Origin of the sequence: Lacihabitans sp. LS3-19, from assembly GCF_024343575.1 — a bacterium.
In the GTDB taxonomy this organism is placed as follows: domain Bacteria; phylum Bacteroidota; class Bacteroidia; order Cytophagales; family Spirosomataceae; genus Leadbetterella.
Genome location: NZ_RJUA01000006.1, coordinates 55,927 through 81,480, shown reverse-complemented (window position 1 = coordinate 81,480; position 25,554 = coordinate 55,927). Strand labels below are relative to the sequence as shown.

Below are 25,554 nucleotides of genomic sequence, written 5' to 3'. Positions count from 1 at the left end.
AAAAGGAGACATATTTTCATTTTATTAATTGAATTAAAATAATATTAAGAATTTCTGTAGTACTTTTATTTGCTTGAAAATCTGTAATTAATCAATTTATTTAAATGAAATCATTAAAAAGTAGCGTTTTAGTAATCTTTTTTGGCGTTTTAGTCGGCTTGACTGGCTGTAAAAAAGAAGATGTTGGTCCTAATGCCAAAATAGCAGGAACTTGGAAAATTACAAGTGCCAATTATAAAGACAGCTCCCAAGCTTTTGATATTTGGGCTTTGTATAACGCCTTTTATCCATGTACCAAAGATATTACAATGACATTTACCGAGGATAATAAATATTCGGTATTTGAACCAAATGATTGTAAAGATGACAATGGTGAATCTTTATTTATTTTTACTCCAACGGGTACTTTTAATCTAACAAATGATACAGCTCTTGATATTATAGAAAGTGATGCTACTCCATACAATGGAAATGTTGTATTCGAAGATGGTAAATTTACTTGGACTTATGAAGAAACTTTTGAAGGTGAACTTTCTTCTTTAGTTGTAGTATTTACTAAAGTGAAATAAAAATTTTTAAGTTAAAAAAAGGCGTGATTTTTTACAAATCACGCCTTTTTTATGCCAAATTTTTACTTTTTTGGTTTGTAGCTTATTTTGAAAATAGTCCCTCCCAAATCATCACAAACATATAAAGCACCATCAGGGCCTTGGGCTAATCCGCATGGTCTATGCTGAATCGGGCCAGTAGGTTTAACAAGATCTACTCCAGCAAAATTATCCGCAAAAATCTCCCATTTACCTGAAGGCTTATTGTTTACAAAAGGTACAAATGCTACCAAATAGCCTTTCTTAAGTTCCGGCGATTGTCCGTGAAACGCTATAAAAGCCCCATTTCGGTATTTAGCTGGAAACATTTTTCCAGTATAAAAAAGCAGATCGTTTGGTCCGAGGTGTGCTGGAAATGCAACTATAGGATCTAAAGCCTTTTCTCCACCTGTTTTTTTGCCATCGCCGCCATATTCAGGAGCTACGATTTTTTTCTACTGAAATTGGTCATAATATACATACGGCCAACCTGCATCATCACCTTCATGCAATTCATAAAGCGTCTCTGCTGGCAATTCTTGACTTTGTTTGGGGGTATAGTATTGCGAATAGAAATCATGGAATTGGCCTCTACCGTGTACTGTCGCAAACAAAGTATTTGTTTTATTATTCCAAGCGATGCCTACGGCATTTTTTAAGCCTGTTGCGTACAATTTTCCGTCTGAATAAGATTGGTTGGCCATATCTGCCTTAAATCTCCAGATTCCACCGGCAGAGTCTAAAATAGTACAAGGGTTAATTCCGTTTCCAGTACCAGGCTCTCGGCAAGGGTCGTTGTATGAGCCAACTGTCACGTAAATGTTCCCTGCATTATCCAATACAAAAGGCTTTGCATTGTCTCTTCCTTTGTCTACAAGGCCATCGATTATTTTTTCTGGAGCATCTGTGTTAATTATATTTTCTTTGTCATCAAGTTTATAACGGAATACGCCCTTGTTTGAGGATGCATACAAATATCCGTTTTTTATTGTAACTCCCGTACCAGTATAATCACCGAAATATTCTGTCAAATCTATTTTGCCGTCTTTTTTGGTATCGGTAAGTTTAACCATTCCTTTACCATCCTTTAGTTTGGATAGTTTGGCATAAATTACGCCATTTTTTGAAACTACCATGTGCCTTGTAGCCCCTAAATCCGCACCAAGAATTTCAGCTTTAAAGCCAGCTGGAACTATAATTTCACTTTTAGGAGTATCAAGAATTTTAGAAATTAAGAAAGAATGAGATGTGCGAAAAGCCAGCGTTGTTAAAATACCAAACGCAGCCAAAATCAATGTTTTTTTCATTTGTTTTTTAAGGTTGAATAATTGTTCCCTAAAAGTAAATGGATTTTTTGGAAATATTATTGAAAAAACGAAAACGATGACAAAAGAAGACTGTTTCTAAAACTGAAAATTATTTTATAAAAAAAAAGAAAGAGAGGTAAGGATAATATTTTAATTAATGAGTTAATTTAGACAAATAAAAAAAATACACATGAAAAAAATTACCTTATTCTTAATTCTATCAATTTCTACATTATCAAATGCACAAATTTCAACATTATCAAGTGGAAATGGCTCAATAGTCATTACTCCGAAAGGGCTTTTAGGTAGCACAAATTCTAGTAATTTTCAAAATGTGGCTTTAGGAAGTAATTCCTTAGGGTTAAATACGATAGGTAGCAGCAATACTGCTATTGGTTATAATTCATTATCGTTCAATACTACAGGTAAACAAAATACTGCAATTGGTTCATCTTCCTTAAGTCGAAATACAACAGGGATAGAAAATACTGCGAGTGGTTCCTCTTCATTACTTGCTAATACTACAGGAGAAAAAAATACGGCCACTGGTGCAAATTCATTGTATTACAACAGAACAGGTCATAACAATACTGCGAATGGTGCATATTCCTTATATTATAATTTATCTGGTATTTACAACACAGCAACTGGGGCATATTCATTATGGAATAACTTAGGTAGCAATAATACGGCAAATGGATTTAAAGCATTATCATCAAATACAACAGGGTATAAGAATGCAGCAACTGGTGCTTATTCCTTATATTCAAATACAATTGGGTTTAATAATACTGCAAGTGGTGTTTATTCTTTGTATGAAAATACAACAGGGTCTAATAATACTTCAAATGGCGTTGAATCTTTAAGGAATAATGTAACAGGTTTTAATAATACGGCATATGGTATGTTATCTTTATATTCAAATACAACTGGTTCTTATAATACAGCAAATGGCGTTGAATCTTTATATTCAAATACAACTGGGTTTAATAATACTGCAAATGGTAATGCATCTTTATCTTCAAATACAACAGGTTTTAATAATACAGCAAGCGGTTATTGGTCTTTACGCTCAAATACAACAGGAAATTGGAATACTACAAATGGCGTGTCCTCCCTAAGCTCAAATACAACAGGTAGCAATAATACGGCAAGCGGGTCTAAATCACTTTATTTTAATACTACAGGATACTTCAATACAGCAAGTGGCTCTTACTCTATGTATTCTAATACAACAGGAATTGATAATACTGCAAGCGGGTTTCAATCACTTTATTCTAATACAACAGGATACTTCAATACCTCTACTGGTTCAGCCTCTTTATATTATAACACTACAGGTAGTTATAATACAGCAACAGGTAATAGCTCACTATGGTATAATAAAACAGGTTGGTATAATACTGCAAACGGTGCTGGTTCATTGCATTTTAATACAACTGGTAGCAACAATACTGCTAGCGGTTATAATTCTTTGACTACCAATTCAACAGGAAATGATAATACTGCTAATGGTTATAATTCTTTATATCTTAATTCATACGGAAACTATAATACCGCAAATGGGGCTAATGCTTTATACTCTAACTTAAATGGCCTAAACAATACTGCTAGTGGGTCTACTTCTTTATATTCCAATACAATTGGTGGATTTAATAGTGCAATGGGTTCTGGAGCATTATATTCAAATTTAGACGGTCATAATAATTCTGCAAATGGCTATTATTCGCTTTGGTCAAATACAAATGGGCATCACAATAGTGGATTTGGGGTAGGCTCACTTTATTTAAACACAACAGGCTATTATAATACTGCTATTGGATGGGATGCTATAAGAAACAATATTGATGGTAGTGAAAATTCTGCTTTTGGAGTGGAGGCTTTAAAAGGAAATGTTTCGGGTACAAGTAATACTGCTATTGGATACAATGCAGATGTAACATCAGGCAGTTTAAGTAATTCAACAGTTATAGGTGCTTATGCTTTAGTAGACGATAATAATAAAATCAGAATTGGTAATGGTAGTGTTACCGTAATAGAAGGTCAAGTATCTTGGAGTACCCCCTCAGATTTGAGGCTCAAAGAGAATATTGTTAGTAATAATGATTTAGGTCTAAATTTCATTCTAAAGCTTAATCCTAAGCGTTACAATTACATCTCAGATAAGACAAAAACCATGCATGATGGATTTATAGCACAAGAAGTGGAAGAGGCAGTAAAAGGGCTTAAATTGCCATTTAGCGGAATCCAAATATCTCAAAATGGAACATATTCATTAACTTATTCTGATTTTGTTATGCCCTTAGTTAATGCAGTAAAAGAACAGCAAACTATTATTGAGGAATTGAAAAAGAAGAATGAGAACTATGAAAGCATGATACAGAAGTTGGCAAGTAAGATAGAGGTGATAGAAAATAAATTATCAGCAGAAAATTATTAAATCCATGTATATTTTGCTAAACTTATTTGAAAAAGTAAATCAATTGACCTCCTAAAAATAGTGGAAACAAGAGACTAGCCGTCCGCCTCGCCCCAGTGTCCTTAAGATAATGAGCCCAAATTGCTTAAAATAAAAAAAGGAGGTCAAATGACCTCATCTGTGTAGCATGAACATGAGACTAGCTGTCCGCCTCGCCCCAGAGTCCTTCAGATAATGAGTCCAAATTGCGTAAAATAAAAAAAGGAGGTCAATTGACCTCCTAAAAGTAGCGGGAACAGGAGACTAGCCGTCCGCCTCGCCCCAGCGTCCTTCGGATTATGAGCCCGACAAGCGTAAAATAAAAAAAGGAGGTCAAATGACCTCCTTTGTGTAGCGGGAACAGGAGACTAGCCGTCCGCCCCGCCCCTGCGTCCTTCGGATTATGAGCCCGACAAGCGTAAATAAAAAAAGGAGGTCAAATGACCTCCTTTGTGTAGCGGGAACAGGACTCGAACCTGTGACCTTCGGGTTATGAGCCCGACGAGCTGCCAACTGCTCCATCCCGCGATATTGGACTGCAAAGGTAAGAAGATATTTTTAAAAATCAAGTATCTTTGTAGAAAAAACTGATAATTCTGCTTTGCTAATGCCGAAACAACCCTCATTTTCTTTTCGAAACCTTCCCTCGGTACTGATATTTAGGCTATTGGCAGTATTGGTTTTGTTTTCAATTTCGAGGCTTCATTTTCTCATAAGCAATAAAGATTTCTTTAATATCAATACCAAAGAAGCCCTTTTGATTTTTTGGGGAGGTGTTCGGTTTGATATTGTGAGTGTTTTATATCTTAATATTCTTTTTATTTTGATTTATATTCTGCCAGGGAATCTCTTAAAATCCGCATCATTAAGGACTTTTACGGATGTTTTGTTCTTAATAACAAATGGTATCGGTATTTTGGCCAATTGTATTGATGCTGTCTATTACCAGTTTAATTTACGCCGCACTACTTGGACAAGCCTCAACGAACTTCAAGATTTTAATAATCTAAATCATCTTTTAATTAGTTTTCTTTGGCGATATTGGTATGTTTGGGCTGTCTGGTTGGTATTTTTATTTATGCTATATTTAATAATCAAAAAAATTAAAATTGGTCAGTTTTTCAAAAACTCACATGCTCATTTTGACTTTTCATTCATAGCCTTATTTTTCATAGTCGCTGGTTTACGTGGCGGCGATTTACGACATGCCACCAGACCTTTGGGATTAAACCATGCAGGAGAATATGTAAAACAAGCCAATCAAACTGCTTTGGTTTTTAATACACCGTTTACCATTTTCAAAACCTTGGGCAAACAAAAAGCCCAAAGATTAACCTTTTTTAAATCTGACAAAGAACTTGAAACCGAATACTCTCCAATTCATATTCCAGATACATCAAAAGTATTTTCACCTCTCAATGTTGTCATTATAATTATTGAAAGCTACAGTGAAGAAGCCTCAGGATTGCTTAAAAAAAATAAGACTTCAGGAGGATTTACGCCTTTTTTAGACTCTTTAAGGCAAAATTCCTTTTACAGTTTAAATAGTTTTGCAAATGGCAAAAAGTCAATAGAAGCATTGCCGGCATTATGGTGTGGCGTGCCAAGTTTTACACAGCCATTTGTGCTTTCTTCATTTTCTACAAATACACTTAATAGTTTGCCAGGACTTTTGAAAAGTAAAAATTATCATACCTCGTTTTTTCATGGAGCACCTAATGGCTCTATGGGTTTTCAGTCATTTGCCAATTTGGTAGGTATTGATCACTATTTTGGCAAAGATGAATATGGTAATAATGAAGATTCAGATGGAATTTGGGGAATATGGGATGAACCATTTCTTTCTTTTTTTGGCAAAAAACTAGATTCATTTCCTCAACCATTTTTTAGTACAGTTTTTACCCTTTCCTCGCACGACCCTTTTAAAATACCAAAAAAGTATCAAGGAAAATTCAAAAAAGGACCACATCCCATTTATGAAACTCTAAGTTATACCGATTTTGCCTTGAAAGCATTCTTCGAAAAAGCTAAATCGAAACCTTGGTTTAAGAATACCGTATTTGTAATATCCGGAGATCATACCAGTTCGCACGCTACTTTGCCAGAGTTTTCTAACAGTGTTGGGCGATTTAGAGTACCTATATTTTTTTATTATCCTGGTGGTCAAATAGCAGAACAATCGGATAAAAACTTCCAACAATCAGACGTTTTACCTACTGTATTGTCGCTGTTAAATTTTGATAAACCCTATTTAGCATTTGGCAAAAACCTTTTGGACTACAAGCCTCAGAACTATGCAATTAACTACTTTGGCCAATACCAATGGTTCATAGGCAAATATGTTATGCAGTTTGACGGGGAAAAACCGCAAGGATTGTATAATTTTGTGGACGATAAATTGTTAAAGAACAATCTTTTGCTTTCTGACAATGAATTTGCAAAAAAAATGGAGCTTAATCTAAAAGGGTTTCTGCAGCAATATCAAAATAGAATGATAGATAACAGACTAACGATAAAATGAAAGAACACAGGGCAGGGTTTATAAGTATAGTGGGGAAACCAAACGTGGGCAAATCAACTTTAATGAATGCTTTGGTGGGTGAGAAACTGTCCATTATTACTTCAAAAGCCCAAACAACCCGACATAGGATTATGGGAATCGTAAATGGCGAAATGCCAGACTATGATTTTCAATTGGTTTACAGCGACACACCGGGTATTATCAAACCTCAATACGAACTGCATAATGCCATGATGGAGTTTGTCCATGGTTCGCTTGAAGACGCAGACGTTGTACTTTTTGTTACGGATATTTATGAAAAATATGATGAAGAGGATGTAATTCAGAAATTGAAACATTGTGAAAGTCCTATTATTTTAATTATAAATAAAATTGACCTTGCTACAGAGGAGGTTATTGAAGAAAAAATACAACATTGGAAAACTGTTTTTGATCCAAAAATCATTTTGTCGATTTCAGCTCTTAACAATGTCGGTGTTGAAGATTTGCTTAAGCAAGTTATTTCTTTTTTGCCTGTTCATCCGCCATATTTTCCCAAGGATGAACTTACGGATAAACCAGAAAGGTTTTTTGCGGCGGAATTGGTAAGAGAAAAGATTTTTACAAATTATAAAAAAGAGATACCTTACAGTTGCGAAGTGGTCATCACAGAGTTTAGAGAATCAGATGATATTATTAAGGTTTCGAGCGAAATATTTGTAGAAAGAGCTACCCAAAGGGCTATTTTATTAGGCCATAAAGGTGAAAGAATCAAAAAAGTAGGTATAGAGGCAAGAATAGAAATGGAAAAGTTTTTTGGCAAAAAGGTCTTTCTAGAACAATACATAAAAGTTGAACCAGATTGGAGACAGCAAAAGGCCAAGTTGGATCGTTTTGGATATTAAAATTTTTGACCGTTACGCGGTCACACCAAAGGTCGACCGCTTGCTTTAAAAGGTTATTGCAGTTAAATCGCTTAATATAAATTAAAATTATATCATAAATTTAAAATGGAATTATTAAAAGAAAATTCGAAAGAAAACGTATTTGAATCAATCGCTAAATTTATAAAAACAGAAGGGTTTTCAGTAGTCTCAAAAGACCAAAATCGCCCTTGGGGAGGATTCTTTGTGATAGATGAAGCCCAAGCTCCAGCATTCATCGAAAAGTTTTTTTCTCATTTAAGTCTTGAGGATTTTGCCGGGTTTGAAAAACTTAGTCCGAAAATATTGGTAGTAGCTCCAAACAAAAGGCTTTCGTGGCAATATCATCATAGAAGAGCGGAAATTTGGAAACTAATAGGTGGAGTAGCAGGGGTGGTAATCTCTGATACGGATATTGAGAACATACCGCTTCCATTGCAAATAGGACAAGTAATAAACCTAAAATGTGGAGAAAGACACCGTCTTTTAGGAGCCGATGGCTGGGGCGTAGTAGCTGAAATATGGCAACATACCGACAAAGAAAATCCTTCTAATGAGGACGATATAGTAAGAGTTCAGGATGATTTTGGAAGATGAAAAGGGCTCAATTCGCCCCTTTTACATTCATTTCCAAGGTATAAACTGATTCAGATGCAGTAATAAACAATAGTTTTCGGTCCTTACCTCCAAAACAAATATTGGCTGTCCAACCTGATGGAACTGGTATCTTTCCAATTTGCTGACCGTCTTTATTAAAAATTGTCACGCCTCTTCCAGTTAAATAAAGATTCCCTTCTGTGTCTAAGGTCATCCCATCAGAACCCATATTGGCCATTAATTTTCTATTGGTGAGTTTGCCATCAGGAGCTATGTCGTATTTATAGGTTTTACTTGCACCTATATCAGCTACGAACAGATTTTTGCCATCAGGACTTCCAACAATTCCATTGGGCTGTTTAAAATCTTCATCCATTATTATTGCAGCTTTAGCATCTTTGGCTAAATAATAAACTCTTTTTTTGTCAATTTCTTGATTTTTTCTGGTCCAATAATCTCTTGGATAAAAAGGATCGGTAAAATAAATGCCGCCTTTCGGATCAATCCAAAGGTCATTAGGACCATTGAATAGTTTTCCTTCATAGTTGCCAAGCAAAACTTTATGATTCCCTTTTTTGTCTATTGTCCAAAGCTCGTTTTTTTCATCAGCACAAGATAGCAGATTACCCTTTTTATCGAAATAAAGACCATTTGACCGACCCGCATTATCAAGAAACAGGCTTAAATTACCTTTGGTATCATATTTCCAAATTTTATTATTGGGTTGGTCAGTAAAAAACACATTTCCTTTTTTATCAACTGCTGGTCCTTCGGTAAACTTAAACTGCTTAGATATTTGTTGCAGTTTTGCCCCTTTTTTTACTATTTGAAGCGTGTCAAAATCTTGGGATGTGCATATTTTTGGAACAATAAATAATGCAATTATTAAAATAAGTGGTCGAAACATATTTATAAATTGAATAAGGTTGAATATTAATTTGTGCAAATTAAGGTTAATATTTGAATTTTTCTATTTGAGAATTCAATCTCATTTTATTTGTAGCCATAAAAATTCCAAAAATTAAATTACTAACCTTTTAATAAAATTTGAATGAGAATATTAATGCTTTGATTCAATTTCATTTTTTATTTACTTTACCTTTAACAAGCAGATTATAACACTTCTATTAACGATTTTTACCCTAATTGAATTAAAAATGAACAAAACTAAAAAACAAATAAAGCTTTGGGAGGCACTTTTGCCCGCATTAGTCCTTATTTCTATCTTAGCTTTTAATGTATATGTATTTGGTGATTCTGCTACTTCAGGTTCAAACCAATTTGTTTTAATAATAGGAGCTGCTGTTGCTATGGCAATCGGTTTAAAAAACAAATTTAAGGTTTCGGAAATGTTAGAAAACGTATATGATAACATAAAGTCTACTTCTGGAGCTATTTTGATTCTTTTATTCGTAGGTTCATTATCTGGTACATGGCTCATAAGCGGAATTATTCCAACCATGATATATTATGGTCTAAAAATTTTGCAACCTAGTATATTTTTTCCTGCAACTTTAATTATTACTGCTATAGTGTCTGTCGCCACTGGCAGTTCTTGGACTACTTCTGCTACAGTTGGAATTGCTTTAATCGCGATTGGTCAATCCTTGGGGTTTGATTCAGGAATGGTAGCAGGGGCGGTTATATCAGGTGCGTATTTCGGTGATAAAATGTCTCCAATGTCTGATACAACTAATTTAGCTCCAGCTATGGCTGGCACAGACTTGTTTACACATATTCGATATATGACAATAACCACTGTTCCAACGTTCTTGATTACTTTGATAATTTTTATTTTTATCGGACTTTTTAGTACAAGTACAGGAGAAGTTGATACCGAAAAAACGCTTAAATCAATAACGGATATTTTTAATGTAAGTCCATTTTTATTTCTAGTTCCTGCTTTAGTAATTTTTATGATTATTAAAAAAACCAATCCATTAATAGCCTTATTTACTGGAGCCGTTTTAGGTGGAGTATTCGCCTTAATTTTTCAACCTAGTATTGTAGCAAAGGTTGGAGGAGGCACACAAATGGATTTTGTAACTGGCTATAAAGGTGTTTTAAATGCTTTAACTATTCAAACCAGTATAGAAACCGATAATAGTCAATTGACAGATTTGTTTAGAGCCAAGGGAATGGCAGGCATGTTAAGCACAATTTGGTTGATTATCTGTGCCATGATTTTTGGAGGGGTTATGGAAGCAATTGGTGCTTTATCAAAAATTACTGAAGTTTTACTTTCCTTTGCCACTAGTGTTTTTGGGTTATTTGCAAGTACTGTTGCTAGTTGTTTGGCATTAAACTTAACGGCCTCTGATCAATATTTAGCGATTGTTGTTCCAGGCAAAATGTTTGCAGAAGCCTATAAACAAAAAAACTTAGCCCCTGAAAACTTAAGCCGAACATTGGAAGATACAGGTACTGTGACTTCGGTTTTAGTGCCGTGGAATACCTGCGGAGCTTATCAATCTCAAGTATTGGGTGTTGATACATTGGCTTATTTACCTTATGCTTTTTTCAATATTATAAGTCCATTTATGACATTGCTTTTTGCAGCTTTGAATATCAAAATCAAGAAAATTGTTGAAGATATTGCGTAAATAGAGAATTTGTTTTTGCTAAAAAACAAATTGCTCAACTCAGATTTAATATTTCATAGTCATTGATTTGCTAAGACTTAAGTTTATTATTTGTTATAGTGATGAGGGAAATTTCTTTAAAAAAACCTTACTTTTGCACAAAAATTCTTAATTAAACTTATGTCAAAGAAAATCGAGTCGGCACTTATCTCTGTATTCTACAAAGATGGTTTAGACAAAATCGTAAAATTGCTTCATGAAAATGACGTAAAGATATATTCAACTGGTGGTACCCAAAGTTTTATCGAAGAAATGGGAATTCCAGTAATAGCTGTAGAAGACCTTACTTCATATCCTTCTATATTCGGTGGAAGAGTTAAAACATTGCATCCAAAAGTTTTCGGAGGAATATTACATAGAAGAGACAACGAAGACGATGTAAAAACTGCAGCAGACTTAGAAATTCCAGCCATTGACTTAGTTATTGTAGACCTTTATCCATTTGAAGAAACGGTGGCTTCTGGGGCTTCAGAGGATGATATTATTGAAAAAATTGACATTGGAGGAATCGCCTTGATACGTGGAGCGGCTAAAAACTTCCAAGATGTGTTAATAGTATCATCGAGGACACAATATGATGACGTTTTTGAAATTTTATCGGCAAAAGGCTGCGGTACGGACTTTGAAGATAGAAAAAAATATGCAATGTTAGCCTTTGGCACAAGTTCTCATTATGACTCAGCTATCCACGCCTATTTTGCTGGAATAGACGACGGAGGAAACTTTAGAGCTTCTCAACAAACTCCGCTTCGTTATGGTGAAAACCCGCACCAATCCGCCAGTTTCTATGGAAATCTTGATGAGATGTTTACACAATTGCACGGAAAAGAACTTTCGTATAACAACCTAATGGATGTAGATGCGTGTGTAAGATTGATAGAAGAATTTGAAGATTTAACTTATGTAATCGTAAAGCATAACAACGCCTGTGGCGTTGCTACAGCGGAAACATCCAGGCAAGCATATTTAAATGCACTTTCTTGCGATCCAGTGTCTGCTTTTGGAGGTGTTATTATTACAAACACGAATGTAGACTTGGCTACGGCTGAAGAATTGCACAAATTGTTTTTCGAGATATTGATTGCACCTTCTTTTGATGAGGATGCTTTAGAGGTCTTGAAAAAGAAAAGAGACAGAAGATTGTTAATTAGAAAAGAAGTTAAAACTTCGAAGAAACAGTTTAGGACTCTTTTAAATGGTGTTCTAGAGCAGGATAAAGATCTTTCAACTGAAAAAACAGCTCATTTTAAAGTTGTAACTAATAAGATTCCTACCGAAGATCAAAACAAAGCTTTAGAGTTTGCTTTGAAAATCTGTAAACATCTCAAGTCAAACAATGTTGTTTTAGCTAAAGACGGACAGCTATTGGCAAGTGGTGTAGGACAAACTTCAAGAGTTGATGCACTAAAGCAAGCCATCGACAAAGCAAAAGAATTTGGTTTTGATTTAAAAGGCTCCGTTATGGCATCTGAAGCCTTTTTCCCTTTCCCAGACTGTGTTGAAATAGCCGGAAGTGTTGGCGTTACTGCTGTTGTGCAACCGGGCGGATCTATCAAAGACCAATTGTCAATTGATTATTGCAATGAGCATGACATTGCTATGGTTATGACAGGAGTGAGGCATTTTTTACATTGAGAAATTAATACTTTAGGTTGGCAAAATCCTTATTTTTATTATAAAAAAAAGCAGAAATTCGACAAGGAATTTCTGCTTTTTTGTTTTATTTATTAAGCAGTTTTTTAATCAGAAATATTAAATTCACCTACAATTGTTTATTTTGCATCAAATAATGCTAAAAGCAAAGATTTTAAACATAATTACAATGAAACTACAATTTTACGGAGCGGCACAACAAGTTACAGGAAGTAAACACCTTTTAACTACACAAAAAGGCACAAAAATCCTTATGGATTGTGGTATGTTTCAGGGAATCAATACAAGTGAATTAAACTTAAATTTTGGATTCAATCCTTCAGAAATTGACTATTTATTGCTATCCCATGCCCATATTGACCATTCTGGTTTGGTACCTAGGCTTGTAAAAAAAGGTTTTAAGGGTCAAATATTTTGCACTGCTGCCACAAAAAGTCTTTGTGAAATTATGCTTATGGATTCAGCTAGAATTCAAGAGAGAGACCTTGAAAGAGTAAATAAAAGGAGGCGGAAAAGAGATCAAGAAGAGTTAGAACTTTTATATGAAGAGTCCGATGTAAATGAAGCTTTGGCTTTGTTTGAAACTGTAAAGCTCAATCAAGCATTTTATCTTGAAGAAGGGGTAAGAGTGGAATATTTTAATGCGGGTCATATATTGGGCAGTGCAGGGATTTTGATTCATTTAGAAGAAAAAAATGAAACTAAGAAAATCTACTTCACTGGTGATATTGGCCGACCAAATGATAAAATACTTAGAAGCCCTGAGAGTTTTCCTCAGGTGGATTATTTGATATGTGAATCAACTTATGGTGACAGGTTACATGAACCTGAGCTTGACATGAAGGCTCATTTGTTGGATTTGGTATATAAAACTTGTGTACAAAAACGAGGAAAGTTAATTATACCTGCCTTTGCTGTAGATAGAACCCAGGAGTTGATATATGCTTTGGATCAATTAGAAAGTGAGGGTAAACTTCCTCGTATTCAAGTATATGTGGATAGTCCATTAGCAGTAAATGCAACAATGGTAATGAAAAAGCATAGAGAGGACTTTAACCCTGATATTCTTAAATATATAGAGCGGGACGGCGATGCTTTTGGTTTTGATAACCTGCACTATATTACTAAGGTTGAGGAATCAAAAGAATTAAATTTTTCGAAAGAACCTTGTATAATTATTTCAGCTTCAGGTATGGCAGAGGCTGGCCGAATTAAGCATCATATAGCCAACAATATAGAAAATCGGGATAATACCATCCTGATGGTAGGCTACTGTTCTCCCAATTCCTTAGGTGCTATGTTAAAAACAGGTCAGTCAACTGTTAAAATTTTTGGGGAGGAGAAAATAGTAAAGGCAGAAATAGCAATTATGGATTCATTTTCCGCCCATGCGGACTACTCTGAAATAATAGAACTACTAAAATGTCAAGATCCCGAAAAGGTTAAAACATTATTCTTGGTTCATGGAGAATACAAAACGCAAATTGCTTTTAAAGAAAAATTAAATGCCGAGGGCTTTAAAAATATTATTATTCCCAATCAAGGCGAGGGTTTTGCCTTTTAAATTTAAAATTTTATGAGAATCAGATTTTTAGTAGTTTCATTAATTTTTAGTTTGAGTATTTTGTCCTTCGATATTGTGAAGCCTGTAAAATGGACATTCACGTCTAATCCTTCAAAAGCAGCAGTAGGTAGCACAGTTGATTTAGTTTTTTCTGGCAAAATTGATAAAGAATGGTATATCTACAGTTCTGAATTGAAAGTGGAAGGCCCAAGTCCCACCGAAGTCCAGTTTGTAAACAATGGTTCGTTTCAAGTAATTGGCAAATTGATTCCTGTAAACCCTAAAGAAAAGTATGATGAAATATGGGGAGGAAAGGTGAATTATTATGTAAAAGAAGCGAAGTTTATCCAGAAAGTAAAGATTTTAAAGTCTGGAGCGTTGGTTGAAGGCAAATTAATAAATCAGGCTTGTACTGTTAAAGACGGAAGTTGTGTAACTAACAAAGACAAGTTCAGTTTTAAGTTTTGAATACTTATTAAATTATCGATTGTTCTATTTACTTATATATGAAAAATATTCTTTTCTTATTTAGTTTTTTGCTTGGTCAAATTGCCTTTTCGCAAGGAATTAAAGATTATTCTAAAAACAATTATTGGGAAAACCCACTCTTAATTGAGCAAAACAAAGAAAAACCGAGATCTATCTTTTATTTCCATAATTCAGAAGATGGGGTAATTGCAGACGAGTATTCAAAATCCCCTTATTATAAATCCTTAAATGGCAAATGGAATTTTTTGTTTACAGAAAAAGTTGCCAATAAGCCAGAAGGGTTTTTTAAAGAAGGTCTAGATATATCTTCTTGGAAAACAATTGATGTGCCTTCTAACTGGGAGTTGAAAGGTTTTGGAATTCCCATCTATACCAATGTAATTTATCCATTTCCTAAAAACCCTCCTTTTGTGGGAGAAGACAATCCAGTAGGAACCTATAGAAGGACCTTCACAATACCTGAAAATTGGACTGGAAAAGAAATAATTTTGCACTTTGGTTCAATAACAGGTTGTGCAACAGTTTTTTTGAATGGCCAAAAGGTTGGATTAAGCAAAGTGTCGAAATCTCCCGCAGAATTTAATATCACAAAATTTCTGAAGAAAGGAATCAATACATTGGCCGTTCAAGTTATTAGGTGGCATGATGGCAGCTATCTTGAAGATCAGGATTTCTGGAGGCTCTCTGGTATCGAAAGAGATGTATATATGATAGCCATGGAGAGAACTAGTATATGGGATTTTTTCATAAAAGCTGATTTAGATGACTCATACACAAAAGGCCTTTTTTCATGTGAAGTTGATATCAGGAAATTTCCAAATTCGTTAAATAAAGGAGGTAATTTAGAAGTGATATTAAAAGACGCAAACGGAAAAAATGTTTATTCACAGGCACAAAAATTTACATTCAACCAAAATGAAATCCAAAAAATTCAATTTAAAACGGAATTAGGCGACCCGATAAAGTGGAACGCTGAGAATCCTTATTTGTATGATTGCATAATAAAATTAACAGACGAAAAGGGAAAGCTTTTAAGCCTTACAGGGTCAAAGATTGGGTTTAGGCGTGTAGAAATAAAAAATGCTCAGTTGTTGATTAATGGAGTAGCTACTTTAGTTCATGGAGTAAATAGACACGAACATGACGATGAAAATGGTCATGTGCCCAATAGAGATTTGATGATAAAAGACCTAAAGCTGATGAAACAATTCAACATTAATGCAATTAGGATGAGCCATTATCCAAACGACCCTTATTTTTATAAGCTTTGTGATAAGTATGGCTTTTATGTGGTTGACGAAGCAAACATTGAAGCTCATGGAATGGGAGCAGAATTACAAAGTGTAATAGATAAAACTACGCATACGGCATATCAACCGGAGTGGGCCCCAGCTCACATAGACCGAACACAGAGGATGTTTGAAAGAGATAAGAATTTTACCTCTATAATAATCTGGTCGTTGGGGAATGAATGTGGAAATGGTCCGGTTTTTAAGGAAAACTACGCTTGGCTGAAGTCAAGAGATAATAGACCCGTGCAATCAGAGCAGGCTGGACAAGAAGCCAATACCGATATCGTTTGCCCTATGTACCCTACTATGGAATATATGAAGCAATACGCTGCTGATAAAACACAATCTAGGCCATATATTATGTGTGAGTATTCGCATGCCATGGGAAATAGCAACGGTAATTTTCAAGAATATTGGGATGTTATCATGAGTAGTCCGCAAATGCAGGGAGGGTTTATTTGGGATTGGGTAGATCAAGGATTAAAAACAAAAACCTCTGATGGACGTGTTTTTTGGGCATATGGTGGTGATTTAGGTTCTCAAAATTTACAAAACGATGATAATTTTTGTGCTAATGGTTTAGTTTCTTCAGACCGGAGGTTACATCCCGGCATATTTGAAGTAAAAAAAGTATATCAAAACATTTTATTTAAATCAAAAGACATAAGTTTAGGAATGCTGACTGTTCAGAATCTTTTTGATTTTACAGATTTGGAAAACTATGACTTTAAATGGGAGATTTTAAAAAATGGAACGAAAACCTTTGAAGGGAAATTTAATTTGAAACTTTCGCCTCATGAATTAAAAGAAATAATGCTAGAAATTCCAAATATAGATAGCAATGGAGAGGATGAATATTTTTTAAATGTATTTGCATATTCAAAAAAAGGGAATGAAATGGTTCCAGCTGGTCATGAAGTTGCTAAAGAGCAATTTCAGTTGAGCTCAAAACAATATTTTGATTCAATGAAAAAGAATATTCCTGGAAATCTCGAAATTGTAAAAGAGGGAAAAATCCTAAAATTTAAATCAGGCAATATTTCTGGAGAATTTGACACCGATAAAGCAGTTTTTACTCAGTATACTTTATTAAATAGTTCTAATGTTATGAATCAAATGCCTGAGCCTTATTTTTGGAGGGCTCCAAATGACAATGACTTTGGAAATGACATGCCTCTAAAACTTGGAATTTGGAGAAATGCTCATATTGATAAAAAACTCAAAAATGTTGAAATAGGTCAGAAAAATAATGAAGGTTTAAAAATAACAATTCAATATGAGTTATTAGGTCTAATGGTACCATATAGGATAGAATATACGATTCAGAATGATGGTTCAATAAAAGTAAATTCCACTATCTCAATGGATAAGCTAGATTTGCCGGAAATGCCTAGATTTGGAATGAGGATTGAATTATCTCCAGAATATAGAAATTTGACTTATTATGGTCGAGGGCCATTAGAAAACTATCAAGACCGTTTTACTTCTGCTTTTGTAGGCAAATACTCCGAATTTATTAATTCAGAATACGATTGGACATACATTAGACCTCAAGAAACAGGCTATCATACAGATACCAGATGGCTTCAAATTCTTGATAAAACTATGCATGGGCTTTCAATTGAAGGCAAACAAGGACTCAGTTTTAGTGCCTTACCTTTTAAAACAGAAGATATTGACCCGGGCCTTACAAAAAAACAGCAACATCCCACAGATGTTAAGCACAGAAACGAAGTGTTTTTGCATGTAGATCTTATGCAAAGAGGATTAGGCGGAGATAACTCATGGTACGCTTTGCCACATAATCAATATAGATTACTAGATAAAACTTACAGCTACACTTATGTAATTCGGTTGATTTAAAAATTTATAAAATTTCAAGCACAATAAACTATTGAATTTAGTTGAATAGAAAAATTTAGACGAAATTTTCTGAATTATAATTTTCAAGTATTTTGTATATAATCATGAGTTCTCCGATGCTTATTAAAAATCTTGGTAAAAGATATAAGGATCTCCAATGCAAATCTTCAAAGTAACCTGAATATATAAATGCTAGGTCACCAAAGGTTATTAATAATGCACCAATACCTAACATATGAAAATATGACTCTCTAATATTTGAGCTAAATATTACAAAAGCTATTATTATAAGCATTGTAAAATTTAAAAAAGGAATAGCTTTTAATTCCGTGTTTGATTGTATTGCCTTATAGGAAAAATATAAAAGTGAAAATCCGAAAATTAAATTCAAAAAGCTTTTAATATGATTTTTTGTAAATAGTCTTCCTCCCAATGATATAAATATTAATATCCAGAGTAGTTTTTCTATTATCATAAATATACTGTTTTCAAGAATTTTATCTTCTTGAATATAAAAATAATTAAAAACTTCATTGCTAAATCCTACAATTATAATAAGTAAGATTATTGAAATATTAATTTCTTTAAAAGTGAATTTATTATTAGTTATTATATATAAGAAGATAAGCAAACGGTTACTTTGATTCAAAATCTTCCCCAAAACAATATCTTGATATGTTAAAGGTTGAATTTCTAATGCAAGGTTGAAAAAAAAGATATTTGAAATAGCTAAAATTGTAAGATTGAAACCTATGAATCTATTTGACATCTTAATTTTGAGTGTGTTATAAGGAAGTGGTTAATTATTTTTGAATTGTAATTTAAATTATTTCAAATTTACAAAATAATTTAAATTACTTTGCCTTCTGATAAATTTAGTCTTTTATTTACACATCCTGGTATTTCATCTTCATAATGTGTAACAAAAACCAATGACTTGTTTTGATGTGTAGCTATATCATTTAAAATAGTTCTAAAATACACCATTTGATTATAATCTAAACCTTGGCATGGTTCATCTAAAATCAATAATGCAGGATTTTTTACCAAAGCTCGCGTTAAGAAAACCAATCTTTGTTGACCAAAAGATAGTTGATTTAGGGTTCTATCTTTAAATTCAAAAAGATTTACTAGCTTAAGATAAGCTTCGACCAATTTCATTTGGTTTTCATTCAATTTTTGGAACAAACCCGCCGAATCAAAAAAACCAGAGGCAGTTACTTTCCAAACCGTAATGTATTTATTAAAATAAAGGTGCAATTCAGGTGAAACAAAGCCCATTTTCTTTTTTAAGTCCCAGATACTTTCACCGCTCCCACGTTTTTTATCAAAAAGATACAATTGGTTTTGGTAACATTGTGGATTGTCGCCAGTAATTAAACTTAGGAGTGAGCTTTTTCCTGAACCATTTGGTCCCATTAGTGCCCATTTTTCATTTTTCTTCACTTCCCAGTTTATTTCTTGTAGCACCAGCTTGTCGCCATATCTTACTTTCCCATCAATGATTTTTATTGCAGTTGAAAAATCATCAAATTGCGGAGTGGAGAGTAATTCAATTTCTCTAAGCAATTTTAAATCAATATTCCACTTTTTAACTTCTTTCGGGATGAAATTTCCCCTATTTCCTATGAATTCAATTGACTTATTGTCTAAAAATATTATGTTTTTAAAGCTTTCAGGTACATCGGCTGGGTTAGCAACTAGAACAATTAGAACGTGTTTTAGTCCTGATAAAATATTTTTTAGCTCTACTCTACTGTTAACATCTAATCCAGTAAAAGGATTGTCTAATAATAAAATGGCCGGCTTTTTTAACAATGCATTGGCAATCAAGGTCCTTCTGGTTTCTCCATTTGAGAGAGAAGTTATTTTTTGCTTCAGTAAATGTTCTAAATGCATCAACTTTACAATTTCTCCAAGCCAATTTTCTTCATAAAGCGGAGAGGTAAGTTCCACGGAATTTTCGTTTACTGTTCCCACAGGAATTACTTGATTTTGAAGAACTTCATAAACAGTAGGGCCTATTTCAGCATCTTGGGAATTGAACCTTTGTTGATAATATTGGTATACTGGGCCAATAAGTTTGTGAAAACTATAATCACGACCTACAGCAATAATACTTTTACTCGAATCCTTAAAAATCTTGCCTTTTGTTGGGAATAATTTGCCAGAAATGGCATCCAAAAGAATACTTTTACCCGAACCACTTTCTCCATAAACTACCGTATTTTCATTTATCTCGAAGTTTAAATCAGATAGTATCGTAAAATTATTTTTACTTAATTCTACATTTTCGAAGCGGATGGGCATATGTTTTTTCTCGCAAATTAGTAAAATTTCATTTTTTTTGAACTTAAAGTTAATTAAAAAGTCAATTAGGCTACCTTTGTAATAAAACAAGAGATACTTAAAATGAAACACTTTATAAACCTAAATGACGTAAATAATGTAGCAGATTTGGTAAAAGAGGGTCTTGCCCAGAAAGCCAATCCTTTTGTAAACAAACATTTAGGAGAAAATAAAACCATTGGGATGTTGTTTTTCAATTCTAGTCTTAGGACAAGGATTTCTACCCAAAAAGCAGCTTTAAATCTCGGAATGAATGTCATAGTGATGAATGTTGGTTCGGATTCTTGGCAATTGGAGTTTGAAGACGGTGTGATAATGGATCAAGGTAAAGCCGAGCATATTAAAGAAGCGGCTGCAGTTTTAGGGCAGTATTGCGATATTATTGCGGTAAGAGCATTTGCTGAATTAAAAGACAAAGACGAAGACTATAAAGAAACAGTTTTAGAGAGTTTTAGAAAATACGCAGGCGTTCCAATCGTGAATTTAGAATCAGCCACAAGGCATCCTTGCCAATCTTTGGCGGATTTGATTACAATAGAAGAGCTAAAAAAAGTCGAAAAACCAAAGGTGGTTTTAACCTGGGCACCGCATTTTAAGCCTTTACCCCAAGCCGTTGGTAATTCGTTTGCGGAATGGGTCTTAATGACAGATTATGATTTTGTGATAGCTAACCCTGAAGGGTATGACTTAGCACCTGAAATTAGAAAAAATGCCAAAGTTGTGCACTCTCAAGTGGAGGCTTTTGCCGGGGCAGACTTTATATATGCGAAAAACTGGTCGTCGTATGAGCAGTATGGACAAGTTCTGACACAAGATCCTTCTTGGAAAATAACTGCCGAAAAAATGGCTCTAACTAATCATGCTAAATTTATGCATTGTTTGCCTGTTAGAAGAGGTCTAAAAGTTGCCGATGAAGTATTGGATGCTGAGTATTCCGCGGTAATCCAACAAGCAGGAAACCGCGTATGGTCTGTGCAGGCGGTTATTAAACAAATTTTGGAGGATTTGAAGTAAGATTTTTTAACATGAAGAAAATGAAGGTTTGAAGAACATTAAGGAACTTCATGCACTTAATTTCTTAATACCTTCATGTTAAGGAAAAATGCGGTAATTTCTAACATGAAGAAAATGAAGGTTTGAAGGTCAGTAAGGAACTTCATTCACTTCATTTCTTAATACTTTCATGTTAAGAAAAATGCGGTAATTTTTAACATGAAGAAAATGAAGGTTTGAAGAACATTAAGAAACTCCATGCACTTCATTTCTTAATACCTTCATGTTAAGAAAAATGCGGTAAGTTTTAACATGAAGAAAATGAAGGTTTTAAGGTCATTAAGGAACTTCATGCACTTCATTTCTTAATACCTTCATGTTAAGAAAAATGCGGTAATTTTTAACATGAAGAAAATGAAGGCTTTAAGAACATTAAGAAACTCCATGCACTTCATTTCTTAATACCTTCATGTTAAGAAAAATCAATATAGTTTTAACATGAAGAAAATGAAGGTTTTAAGGGCATTAAGATTCTTCATTTACTTAATACCTTCATGTTAAAAAGATCAAAATGATAAACCTATTTCACGATGATAACAAAAAAGAAAGTAACACACTTGTCTTATGAAATAATGAATGCTGCAATTGAGGTTCATAATACCTTAGGTCCAGGCTTATTAGAAAGTGTCTATGAAAAATGTTTAAAACATGAATTGATTTCTAGAGGGAACTATGTGACTTCTCAAGTTGGGGTTCCAATAGATTATAAAGGCATTAAATTAGATGCCGAGCTTAGAATTGATTTACTAGTAGATGATTTGGTAATTGTAGAAGTAAAAGCTACCGAAAACCTTCATCCAGCATACGAAGCACAGGTATTGACCTACATGAGATTGCATAAAAAACCTCAAGGATTGGTTATTAATTTTTTTTCAAGAAAATTGAAGGAGAGCTATATTCCATTGGTCAATGAGTATTTCAGACAATTGCCTGACTAATTTTGCTCAAAACCACAATAGACCCATCCTGATTTAGAAAAACATTAAGAATTACCAGAATTTTTGGCTTCAAAATACTTTATATTTGTCTTTTATTCAACCTAATTTAATACAATGTCAAAGAAAGAAAAAATTCTTATAATTACTGGAGATGCAGGTGAAGGCTACGAATGTTTGTACGGCAAGCATCGCTTTGAAGAAGCAGGTTATGAGTCTGTTATTGCAGCTCCGAGTGTAAAAAGACTCAATTTAGTCATCCATGACTTTGAGCCAGGTTGGGATACTTATGTAGAAAAACCTGGGTATATGGTTGAGTCTGACATTGCTTTTGTCGATGTAAAAGTTGAGGATTATTTGGCCGTTTTGATCTTAGGAGGAAGAGCTCCAGAATTTTTACGCCACAACGACAAAGTGATAGAAATTGTAAAGGCATTTGACAAGGCCCATAAGTTTATTTTCTCCATTTGTCACGGAATTCAGATTTTGACAGCCGCTGGATTGGTAAAAGACAAAACTGTTACTTGCTACGAAAACGTACGATTCGAAGTAGAAGCTTGTGGAGGAAATTTTGTTGGAAAAAACGAAGCCGTGAGAGACGGAAGATACGTTTCTGGCCAAACATGGCAATCTCATCCTGATTTTTATAGGATGGTTTTTGAATGTTTAAATGAGAAATAGGGAATTTATTCTTTAAAATTTTTTTGTAGTTAATATTATTAAATTTTCTACAAATTCCTTTACAATGCCTAATCTTGCTTCCAATCTTTCAAAATATTAAAATATAGAAAGGAATCATCATTTCCCAATTGCCTTAGCAGGATTACCAAAAACAGTCGCTCCTTCTTTTACATTTTCTATGACAACTGAACCAGCTCCTACACGAGCATTGGCTCCAATAGTGACACCCGAAACGACTATGGCTCCACTGCCTACAAAGGCACCAGACTCGATGATAGCTTCAGAATTTATAATTGCTCCAGCTCCTATTTCCACATATTCGCCTATTTCGGCTTGTGTATCAACTACTGCATTCGAGAGAATTATCGTGTGATTGCCTATCTTTGCACCTTGATTTACCACTGCTCCAGCAGCAAGTAAAATTCCGTGACCTATTTCTGCATCTTCTGATAATACTGCTTTTGCATGTATGGCATTTACAGGCATAGTTTTTCTTCTTTCCAGCAGCATTTTCACAATTTTCTCTTTGTGAGTCTTGTTGGCTATAGCCACAAATGCCTCCGTTTTATTACCTATAATTTTCAGGAAACCATCGTCCATAGGATCACCTAATATTACCACTTCTGATATTTCAGTATTATGCAATTTTTTGTCATCATCTAAAAAACCATAAACTAGGACATCGTTGCTCGCAAAAATATCCAAAGCCAACCTTCCTAAGCTTTCCGCACCAAATATTACAACAGGATTTTTCATTTTTTTCTATATTTTACGCAAAATTACACATCTAAATTATCGATTGCGTCTTTTTGAAAGGAATATTATTGATATTATTGATTCTTGAGGGCTGCTTTGTAGCGTTTCTTTTGATCTTTGAAGGTTTCAGAAGCAAAATCGAAAAGAATATTAAAAGCGAAGGGGATGTGATTAGAAAGGATGCCTCCATAAATAGCCAAGTCAAACTCTTTTAATGCTTCCTCAAGTCTAGGGTTATTTAGATTCTTTGTAATCTCAGAGGTTGTCATTGTTGAGTAGGGCTTTTTCAGAAGCCACTCAAGATGATTTTTCCATTTCACTAAGCCTTTACCCACATTTTCAATATTATCCGAGCTTTTGCCTAATTTTTTATAAGAGCTGACAAATTTTTTGTGCTTTTGTTGAAACTGCCATAATCTAAAGATCCGATTGAATAATTTTCCAAAAACTGCCCAAAGTAGGATTAACCCGAATCCAATTATTACTATCAAATAAAGTACTTTGGGGTAATTAAAATCGAGAGGGACATTAAAAAAACCAGTAGAAATTTTAGCTTTTGGATTCGAAATGTCTGTAGCTTTTACCAAAGATTTAAGTTTTACTTTCGCGGTGTCTGAATATACTTTTTTCTTTGAATTTATAAAAGTTATAGGGATACTTAATTTATAAATACTATCTAATTTGAAAGTGACAAGCGTATAAACAACACTGTCAAGACTTCTTCCTTTGTCTGTTTTTGTTGGGAAATATTCTGAGCTTTGAAATACAAAAGGTTGGAAATTGGTGGTAGAATCAGGGAAAAGCAAATCACTTGAACCATTATGAAGATAAGACAAAGACAAATAAATAGGTTTTCCAAGCAAAATAGTATCCGAGCTAAACTTAGCTTTTGGCTTTTGCCCATTAGCAATTCCGTAAAACAAGAAATACAAGAATAGAATTTTCCTCATTTTCGGTATCTAAAAAGTTGAATTAAACTGTTTACATAATCTGAGCCCGATTCTACGGCCAAATAATTTGCTTTGTTTTGTTTACAAAGCCTCTCTAGTTCCCAGCGGTTATCTTCAAAAGTGTTTTTCATTTCTCTTTTAAAAAAACCAGAACTAGTATTTATCCAAGTTGATTTTCCTGTTTCTTTATCAAAAATTGGGATTATACCTAAACTAGGTAAATTTACCTCTCTTTTGTCGTACACATGCAAAACAACGAGATCATGTTTTCGTGCCAAGGCTTTCAAATTGTGTTTATAATCTGTATCCAAAAAATCTGATATTAAGATTATCACGCTTTTTCTTTTTAAGATATTTAAAACAAATGCAATGGCTTCTGCAAGATTAGTTCTGGAGGACTTTGGTGTAAGTCTGAATAATTTTGAAATGATATTATAGGCTTGTTTCATTCCATTTTCGGGTTTCAGATAAAGTTCTTTTTCATCCGAAAAACAATATAGTCCTGCTTGGCTGGCCTCTTTTATGGCTGATAAGGTAAGCACGCCACATATTTCTTTCGCTGTATCTATTTTTAGAATTCCTTCTTTTCCTACATCCTGTGATCCACTCACATCGAGCATAAAGAATACCGTTTGCTCTTTTTCTTCCTTAAAAATCTTAACATAAGCTCCGTGGCCTTTGGCAGTTGCTACCCAATCTATGGCCCTTACATCATCACCATATTGGTAGGTTCTTAGGTCACTAAACTCCAAACCCGTTCCCTTAAAAATCGAAGAGAAATTACCGTTTAAATGGGAATTTACGGCCTTCCGGATTTTTATTTCAAACTTATTGAGCTTATTTATGATTTCTTTCACCTTGCCTTTTTAACGAAATTTATGAGAATACATTAAACCCTACGCAATAATCTTTTTATTTTTGTTTTCATTTACATAAATAATTAAGGCTTTGGGCA

General features: G+C 34.0%; 19 protein-coding genes, 1 tRNA gene and 1 pseudogene. 13 read left to right on the top strand and 8 right to left on the bottom strand.

Annotated elements, in window-relative coordinates; all coding sequences use genetic code 11:
- The first annotated feature begins 104 nt into the window (after positions 1-104).
- Entirely contained in the window at positions 105-569 is a 465-nt protein-coding gene (locus EGI22_RS07760; protein WP_255067554.1) for a DUF5004 domain-containing protein, read from the top strand.
- Between the two features lie 62 nt (positions 570-631).
- Here EGI22_RS07760 and EGI22_RS07755 read toward each other — a convergent pair.
- A pseudogene (locus EGI22_RS07755) lies at positions 632-1,894 on the bottom strand (sorbosone dehydrogenase family protein).
- A gap of 190 nt (positions 1,895-2,084) precedes the next feature.
- On the opposite strand from EGI22_RS07755, the gene EGI22_RS07750 reads away from it, so the two are divergent.
- On the top strand, positions 2,085-4,334 hold the full coding sequence (locus EGI22_RS07750; RefSeq protein WP_255067553.1) for a tail fiber domain-containing protein: 2,250 nt from the start codon (positions 2,085-2,087) through the stop codon (positions 4,332-4,334).
- Between the two features lie 473 nt (positions 4,335-4,807).
- On the opposite strand, the gene EGI22_RS07745 is transcribed toward EGI22_RS07750, so the two are convergent.
- Positions 4,808-4,880, bottom strand: a tRNA-Met gene (locus EGI22_RS07745).
- 79 nt (positions 4,881-4,959) lie between these two features.
- Here EGI22_RS07745 and EGI22_RS07740 point away from each other — a divergent pair.
- The 3 genes from EGI22_RS07740 (at position 4,960) to EGI22_RS07730 (ending at position 8,372) form a co-directional block, all read left to right on the top strand.
- A complete protein-coding gene (locus EGI22_RS07740; protein WP_255067552.1) occupies positions 4,960-6,873 on the top strand; it encodes an LTA synthase family protein in 1,914 nt (637 codons plus the stop codon).
- Positions 6,870-7,757 carry a GTPase Era gene (gene era / locus EGI22_RS07735; protein WP_255067551.1) on the top strand — a complete coding sequence of 296 codons (888 nt, stop codon included), beginning with the start codon at positions 6,870-6,872 and terminating at the stop codon, positions 7,755-7,757. Before EGI22_RS07740 ends, era begins: the two co-directional genes overlap by 4 nt.
- Positions 7,758-7,862: 105 nt before the next feature.
- Positions 7,863-8,372 carry a phosphoheptose isomerase gene (locus tag EGI22_RS07730; protein WP_255067550.1) on the top strand — a complete coding sequence of 170 codons (510 nt, stop codon included), beginning with the start codon at positions 7,863-7,865 and terminating at the stop codon, positions 8,370-8,372.
- 7 nt (positions 8,373-8,379) lie between these two features.
- Here the strand turns inward: EGI22_RS07730 and EGI22_RS07725 are convergent, their stop codons facing one another.
- Positions 8,380-9,279, bottom strand: coding sequence for an SMP-30/gluconolactonase/LRE family protein (locus tag EGI22_RS07725; protein ID WP_255067549.1), 900 nt, complete (start codon positions 9,277-9,279; stop codon positions 8,380-8,382).
- 250 nt (positions 9,280-9,529) lie between these two features.
- Here EGI22_RS07725 and nhaC point away from each other — a divergent pair, with 250 nt between their 5' ends.
- The 5 genes from nhaC to EGI22_RS07700 all read left to right on the top strand — a co-directional run bounded on the left by nhaC (position 9,530) and on the right by EGI22_RS07700 (position 17,875).
- On the top strand, positions 9,530-10,975 hold the full coding sequence (nhaC, locus tag EGI22_RS07720) for a Na+/H+ antiporter NhaC (protein ID WP_255067548.1): 1,446 nt from the start codon (positions 9,530-9,532) through the stop codon (positions 10,973-10,975).
- Between the two features lie 159 nt (positions 10,976-11,134).
- Complete coding sequence (gene purH / locus EGI22_RS07715) at positions 11,135-12,649, top strand: bifunctional phosphoribosylaminoimidazolecarboxamide formyltransferase/IMP cyclohydrolase (RefSeq protein ID WP_255067547.1); 1,515 nt, start codon at positions 11,135-11,137, stop codon at positions 12,647-12,649.
- Between the two features lie 187 nt (positions 12,650-12,836).
- The gene (locus EGI22_RS07710) at positions 12,837-14,231 is read left to right on the top strand and encodes an MBL fold metallo-hydrolase RNA specificity domain-containing protein (RefSeq protein WP_255067546.1); all 1,395 of its coding nucleotides are present in this window, start codon (positions 12,837-12,839) and stop codon (positions 14,229-14,231) included.
- A gap of 12 nt (positions 14,232-14,243) precedes the next feature.
- Positions 14,244-14,699 carry a protein-disulfide reductase DsbD domain-containing protein gene (locus EGI22_RS07705; protein WP_255067545.1) on the top strand — a complete coding sequence of 152 codons (456 nt, stop codon included), beginning with the start codon at positions 14,244-14,246 and terminating at the stop codon, positions 14,697-14,699.
- A gap of 38 nt (positions 14,700-14,737) precedes the next feature.
- Positions 14,738-17,875, top strand: coding sequence for a glycoside hydrolase family 2 TIM barrel-domain containing protein (locus EGI22_RS07700; protein WP_255067544.1), 3,138 nt, complete (start codon positions 14,738-14,740; stop codon positions 17,873-17,875).
- A 55-nt stretch (positions 17,876-17,930) separates the two neighbouring features.
- Here the strand turns inward: EGI22_RS07700 and EGI22_RS07695 are convergent, their stop codons facing one another.
- On the bottom strand, positions 17,931-18,644 hold the full coding sequence (locus EGI22_RS07695; protein WP_255067543.1) for a hypothetical protein: 714 nt from the start codon (positions 18,642-18,644) through the stop codon (positions 17,931-17,933).
- An 80-nt stretch (positions 18,645-18,724) separates the two neighbouring features.
- Complete coding sequence (locus EGI22_RS07690) at positions 18,725-20,185, bottom strand: ATP-binding cassette domain-containing protein (RefSeq protein WP_255067542.1); 1,461 nt, start codon at positions 20,183-20,185, stop codon at positions 18,725-18,727.
- A gap of 102 nt (positions 20,186-20,287) precedes the next feature.
- On the opposite strand from EGI22_RS07690, the gene EGI22_RS07685 reads away from it, so the two are divergent.
- The 3 genes from EGI22_RS07685 (at position 20,288) to EGI22_RS07675 (ending at position 22,893) form a co-directional block, all read left to right on the top strand.
- Positions 20,288-21,238, top strand: a complete 951-nt coding sequence (locus tag EGI22_RS07685; RefSeq protein ID WP_255067541.1) for an N-acetylornithine carbamoyltransferase — start codon at positions 20,288-20,290, stop codon at positions 21,236-21,238.
- 569 nt (positions 21,239-21,807) lie between these two features.
- On the top strand, positions 21,808-22,215 hold the full coding sequence (locus EGI22_RS07680; RefSeq protein WP_262925430.1) for a GxxExxY protein: 408 nt from the start codon (positions 21,808-21,810) through the stop codon (positions 22,213-22,215).
- A 114-nt stretch (positions 22,216-22,329) separates the two neighbouring features.
- Positions 22,330-22,893 (top strand): DJ-1/PfpI family protein, encoded by a 564-nt coding sequence (locus tag EGI22_RS07675; protein ID WP_255067540.1) that lies wholly within the window; start codon positions 22,330-22,332, stop codon positions 22,891-22,893.
- A gap of 117 nt (positions 22,894-23,010) precedes the next feature.
- On the opposite strand, the gene EGI22_RS07670 is transcribed toward EGI22_RS07675, so the two are convergent.
- From EGI22_RS07670 to EGI22_RS07660, 3 genes are all read right to left on the bottom strand, one after another.
- A complete protein-coding gene (locus EGI22_RS07670; protein ID WP_255067539.1) occupies positions 23,011-23,649 on the bottom strand; it encodes a NeuD/PglB/VioB family sugar acetyltransferase in 639 nt (212 codons plus the stop codon).
- 74 nt (positions 23,650-23,723) lie between these two features.
- Positions 23,724-24,599, bottom strand: a complete 876-nt coding sequence (locus EGI22_RS07665; protein ID WP_255067538.1) for a hypothetical protein — start codon at positions 24,597-24,599, stop codon at positions 23,724-23,726.
- Positions 24,596-25,456, bottom strand: a complete 861-nt coding sequence (locus EGI22_RS07660; protein ID WP_255067537.1) for a DUF58 domain-containing protein — start codon at positions 25,454-25,456, stop codon at positions 24,596-24,598. Before EGI22_RS07660 ends, EGI22_RS07665 begins: the two co-directional genes overlap by 4 nt.
- Positions 25,457-25,554 lie beyond the last annotated feature (98 nt).

Coding starts and splice junctions, on each gene's coding strand:
- EGI22_RS07695 (WP_255067543.1), bottom strand. CDS start 18,644: ATGTCAAATAGATTCATAGGTTTCAATCTTACAATTTTAGCTATTTCA.
- EGI22_RS07705 (WP_255067545.1), top strand. CDS start 14,244: ATGAGAATCAGATTTTTAGTAGTTTCATTAATTTTTAGTTTGAGTATT.
- EGI22_RS07670 (WP_255067539.1), bottom strand. CDS start 23,649: ATGAAAAATCCTGTTGTAATATTTGGTGCGGAAAGCTTAGGAAGGTTG.
- EGI22_RS07700 (WP_255067544.1), top strand. CDS start 14,738: ATGAAAAATATTCTTTTCTTATTTAGTTTTTTGCTTGGTCAAATTGCC.
- era (WP_255067551.1), top strand. CDS start 6,870: ATGAAAGAACACAGGGCAGGGTTTATAAGTATAGTGGGGAAACCAAAC.
- EGI22_RS07725 (WP_255067549.1), bottom strand. CDS start 9,279: ATGTTTCGACCACTTATTTTAATAATTGCATTATTTATTGTTCCAAAA.
- EGI22_RS07730 (WP_255067550.1), top strand. CDS start 7,863: ATGGAATTATTAAAAGAAAATTCGAAAGAAAACGTATTTGAATCAATC.
- EGI22_RS07690 (WP_255067542.1), bottom strand. CDS start 20,185: ATGCCCATCCGCTTCGAAAATGTAGAATTAAGTAAAAATAATTTTACG.
- EGI22_RS07760 (WP_255067554.1), top strand. CDS start 105: ATGAAATCATTAAAAAGTAGCGTTTTAGTAATCTTTTTTGGCGTTTTA.
- EGI22_RS07685 (WP_255067541.1), top strand. CDS start 20,288: ATGAAACACTTTATAAACCTAAATGACGTAAATAATGTAGCAGATTTG.
- EGI22_RS07710 (WP_255067546.1), top strand. CDS start 12,837: ATGAAACTACAATTTTACGGAGCGGCACAACAAGTTACAGGAAGTAAA.
- EGI22_RS07750 (WP_255067553.1), top strand. CDS start 2,085: ATGAAAAAAATTACCTTATTCTTAATTCTATCAATTTCTACATTATCA.
- nhaC (WP_255067548.1), top strand. CDS start 9,530: ATGAACAAAACTAAAAAACAAATAAAGCTTTGGGAGGCACTTTTGCCC.
- EGI22_RS07675 (WP_255067540.1), top strand. CDS start 22,330: ATGTCAAAGAAAGAAAAAATTCTTATAATTACTGGAGATGCAGGTGAA.
- EGI22_RS07740 (WP_255067552.1), top strand. CDS start 4,960: ATGCCGAAACAACCCTCATTTTCTTTTCGAAACCTTCCCTCGGTACTG.
- purH (WP_255067547.1), top strand. CDS start 11,135: ATGTCAAAGAAAATCGAGTCGGCACTTATCTCTGTATTCTACAAAGAT.
- EGI22_RS07680 (WP_262925430.1), top strand. CDS start 21,808: ATGATAACAAAAAAGAAAGTAACACACTTGTCTTATGAAATAATGAAT.
- EGI22_RS07665 (WP_255067538.1), bottom strand. CDS start 24,599: ATGAGGAAAATTCTATTCTTGTATTTCTTGTTTTACGGAATTGCTAAT.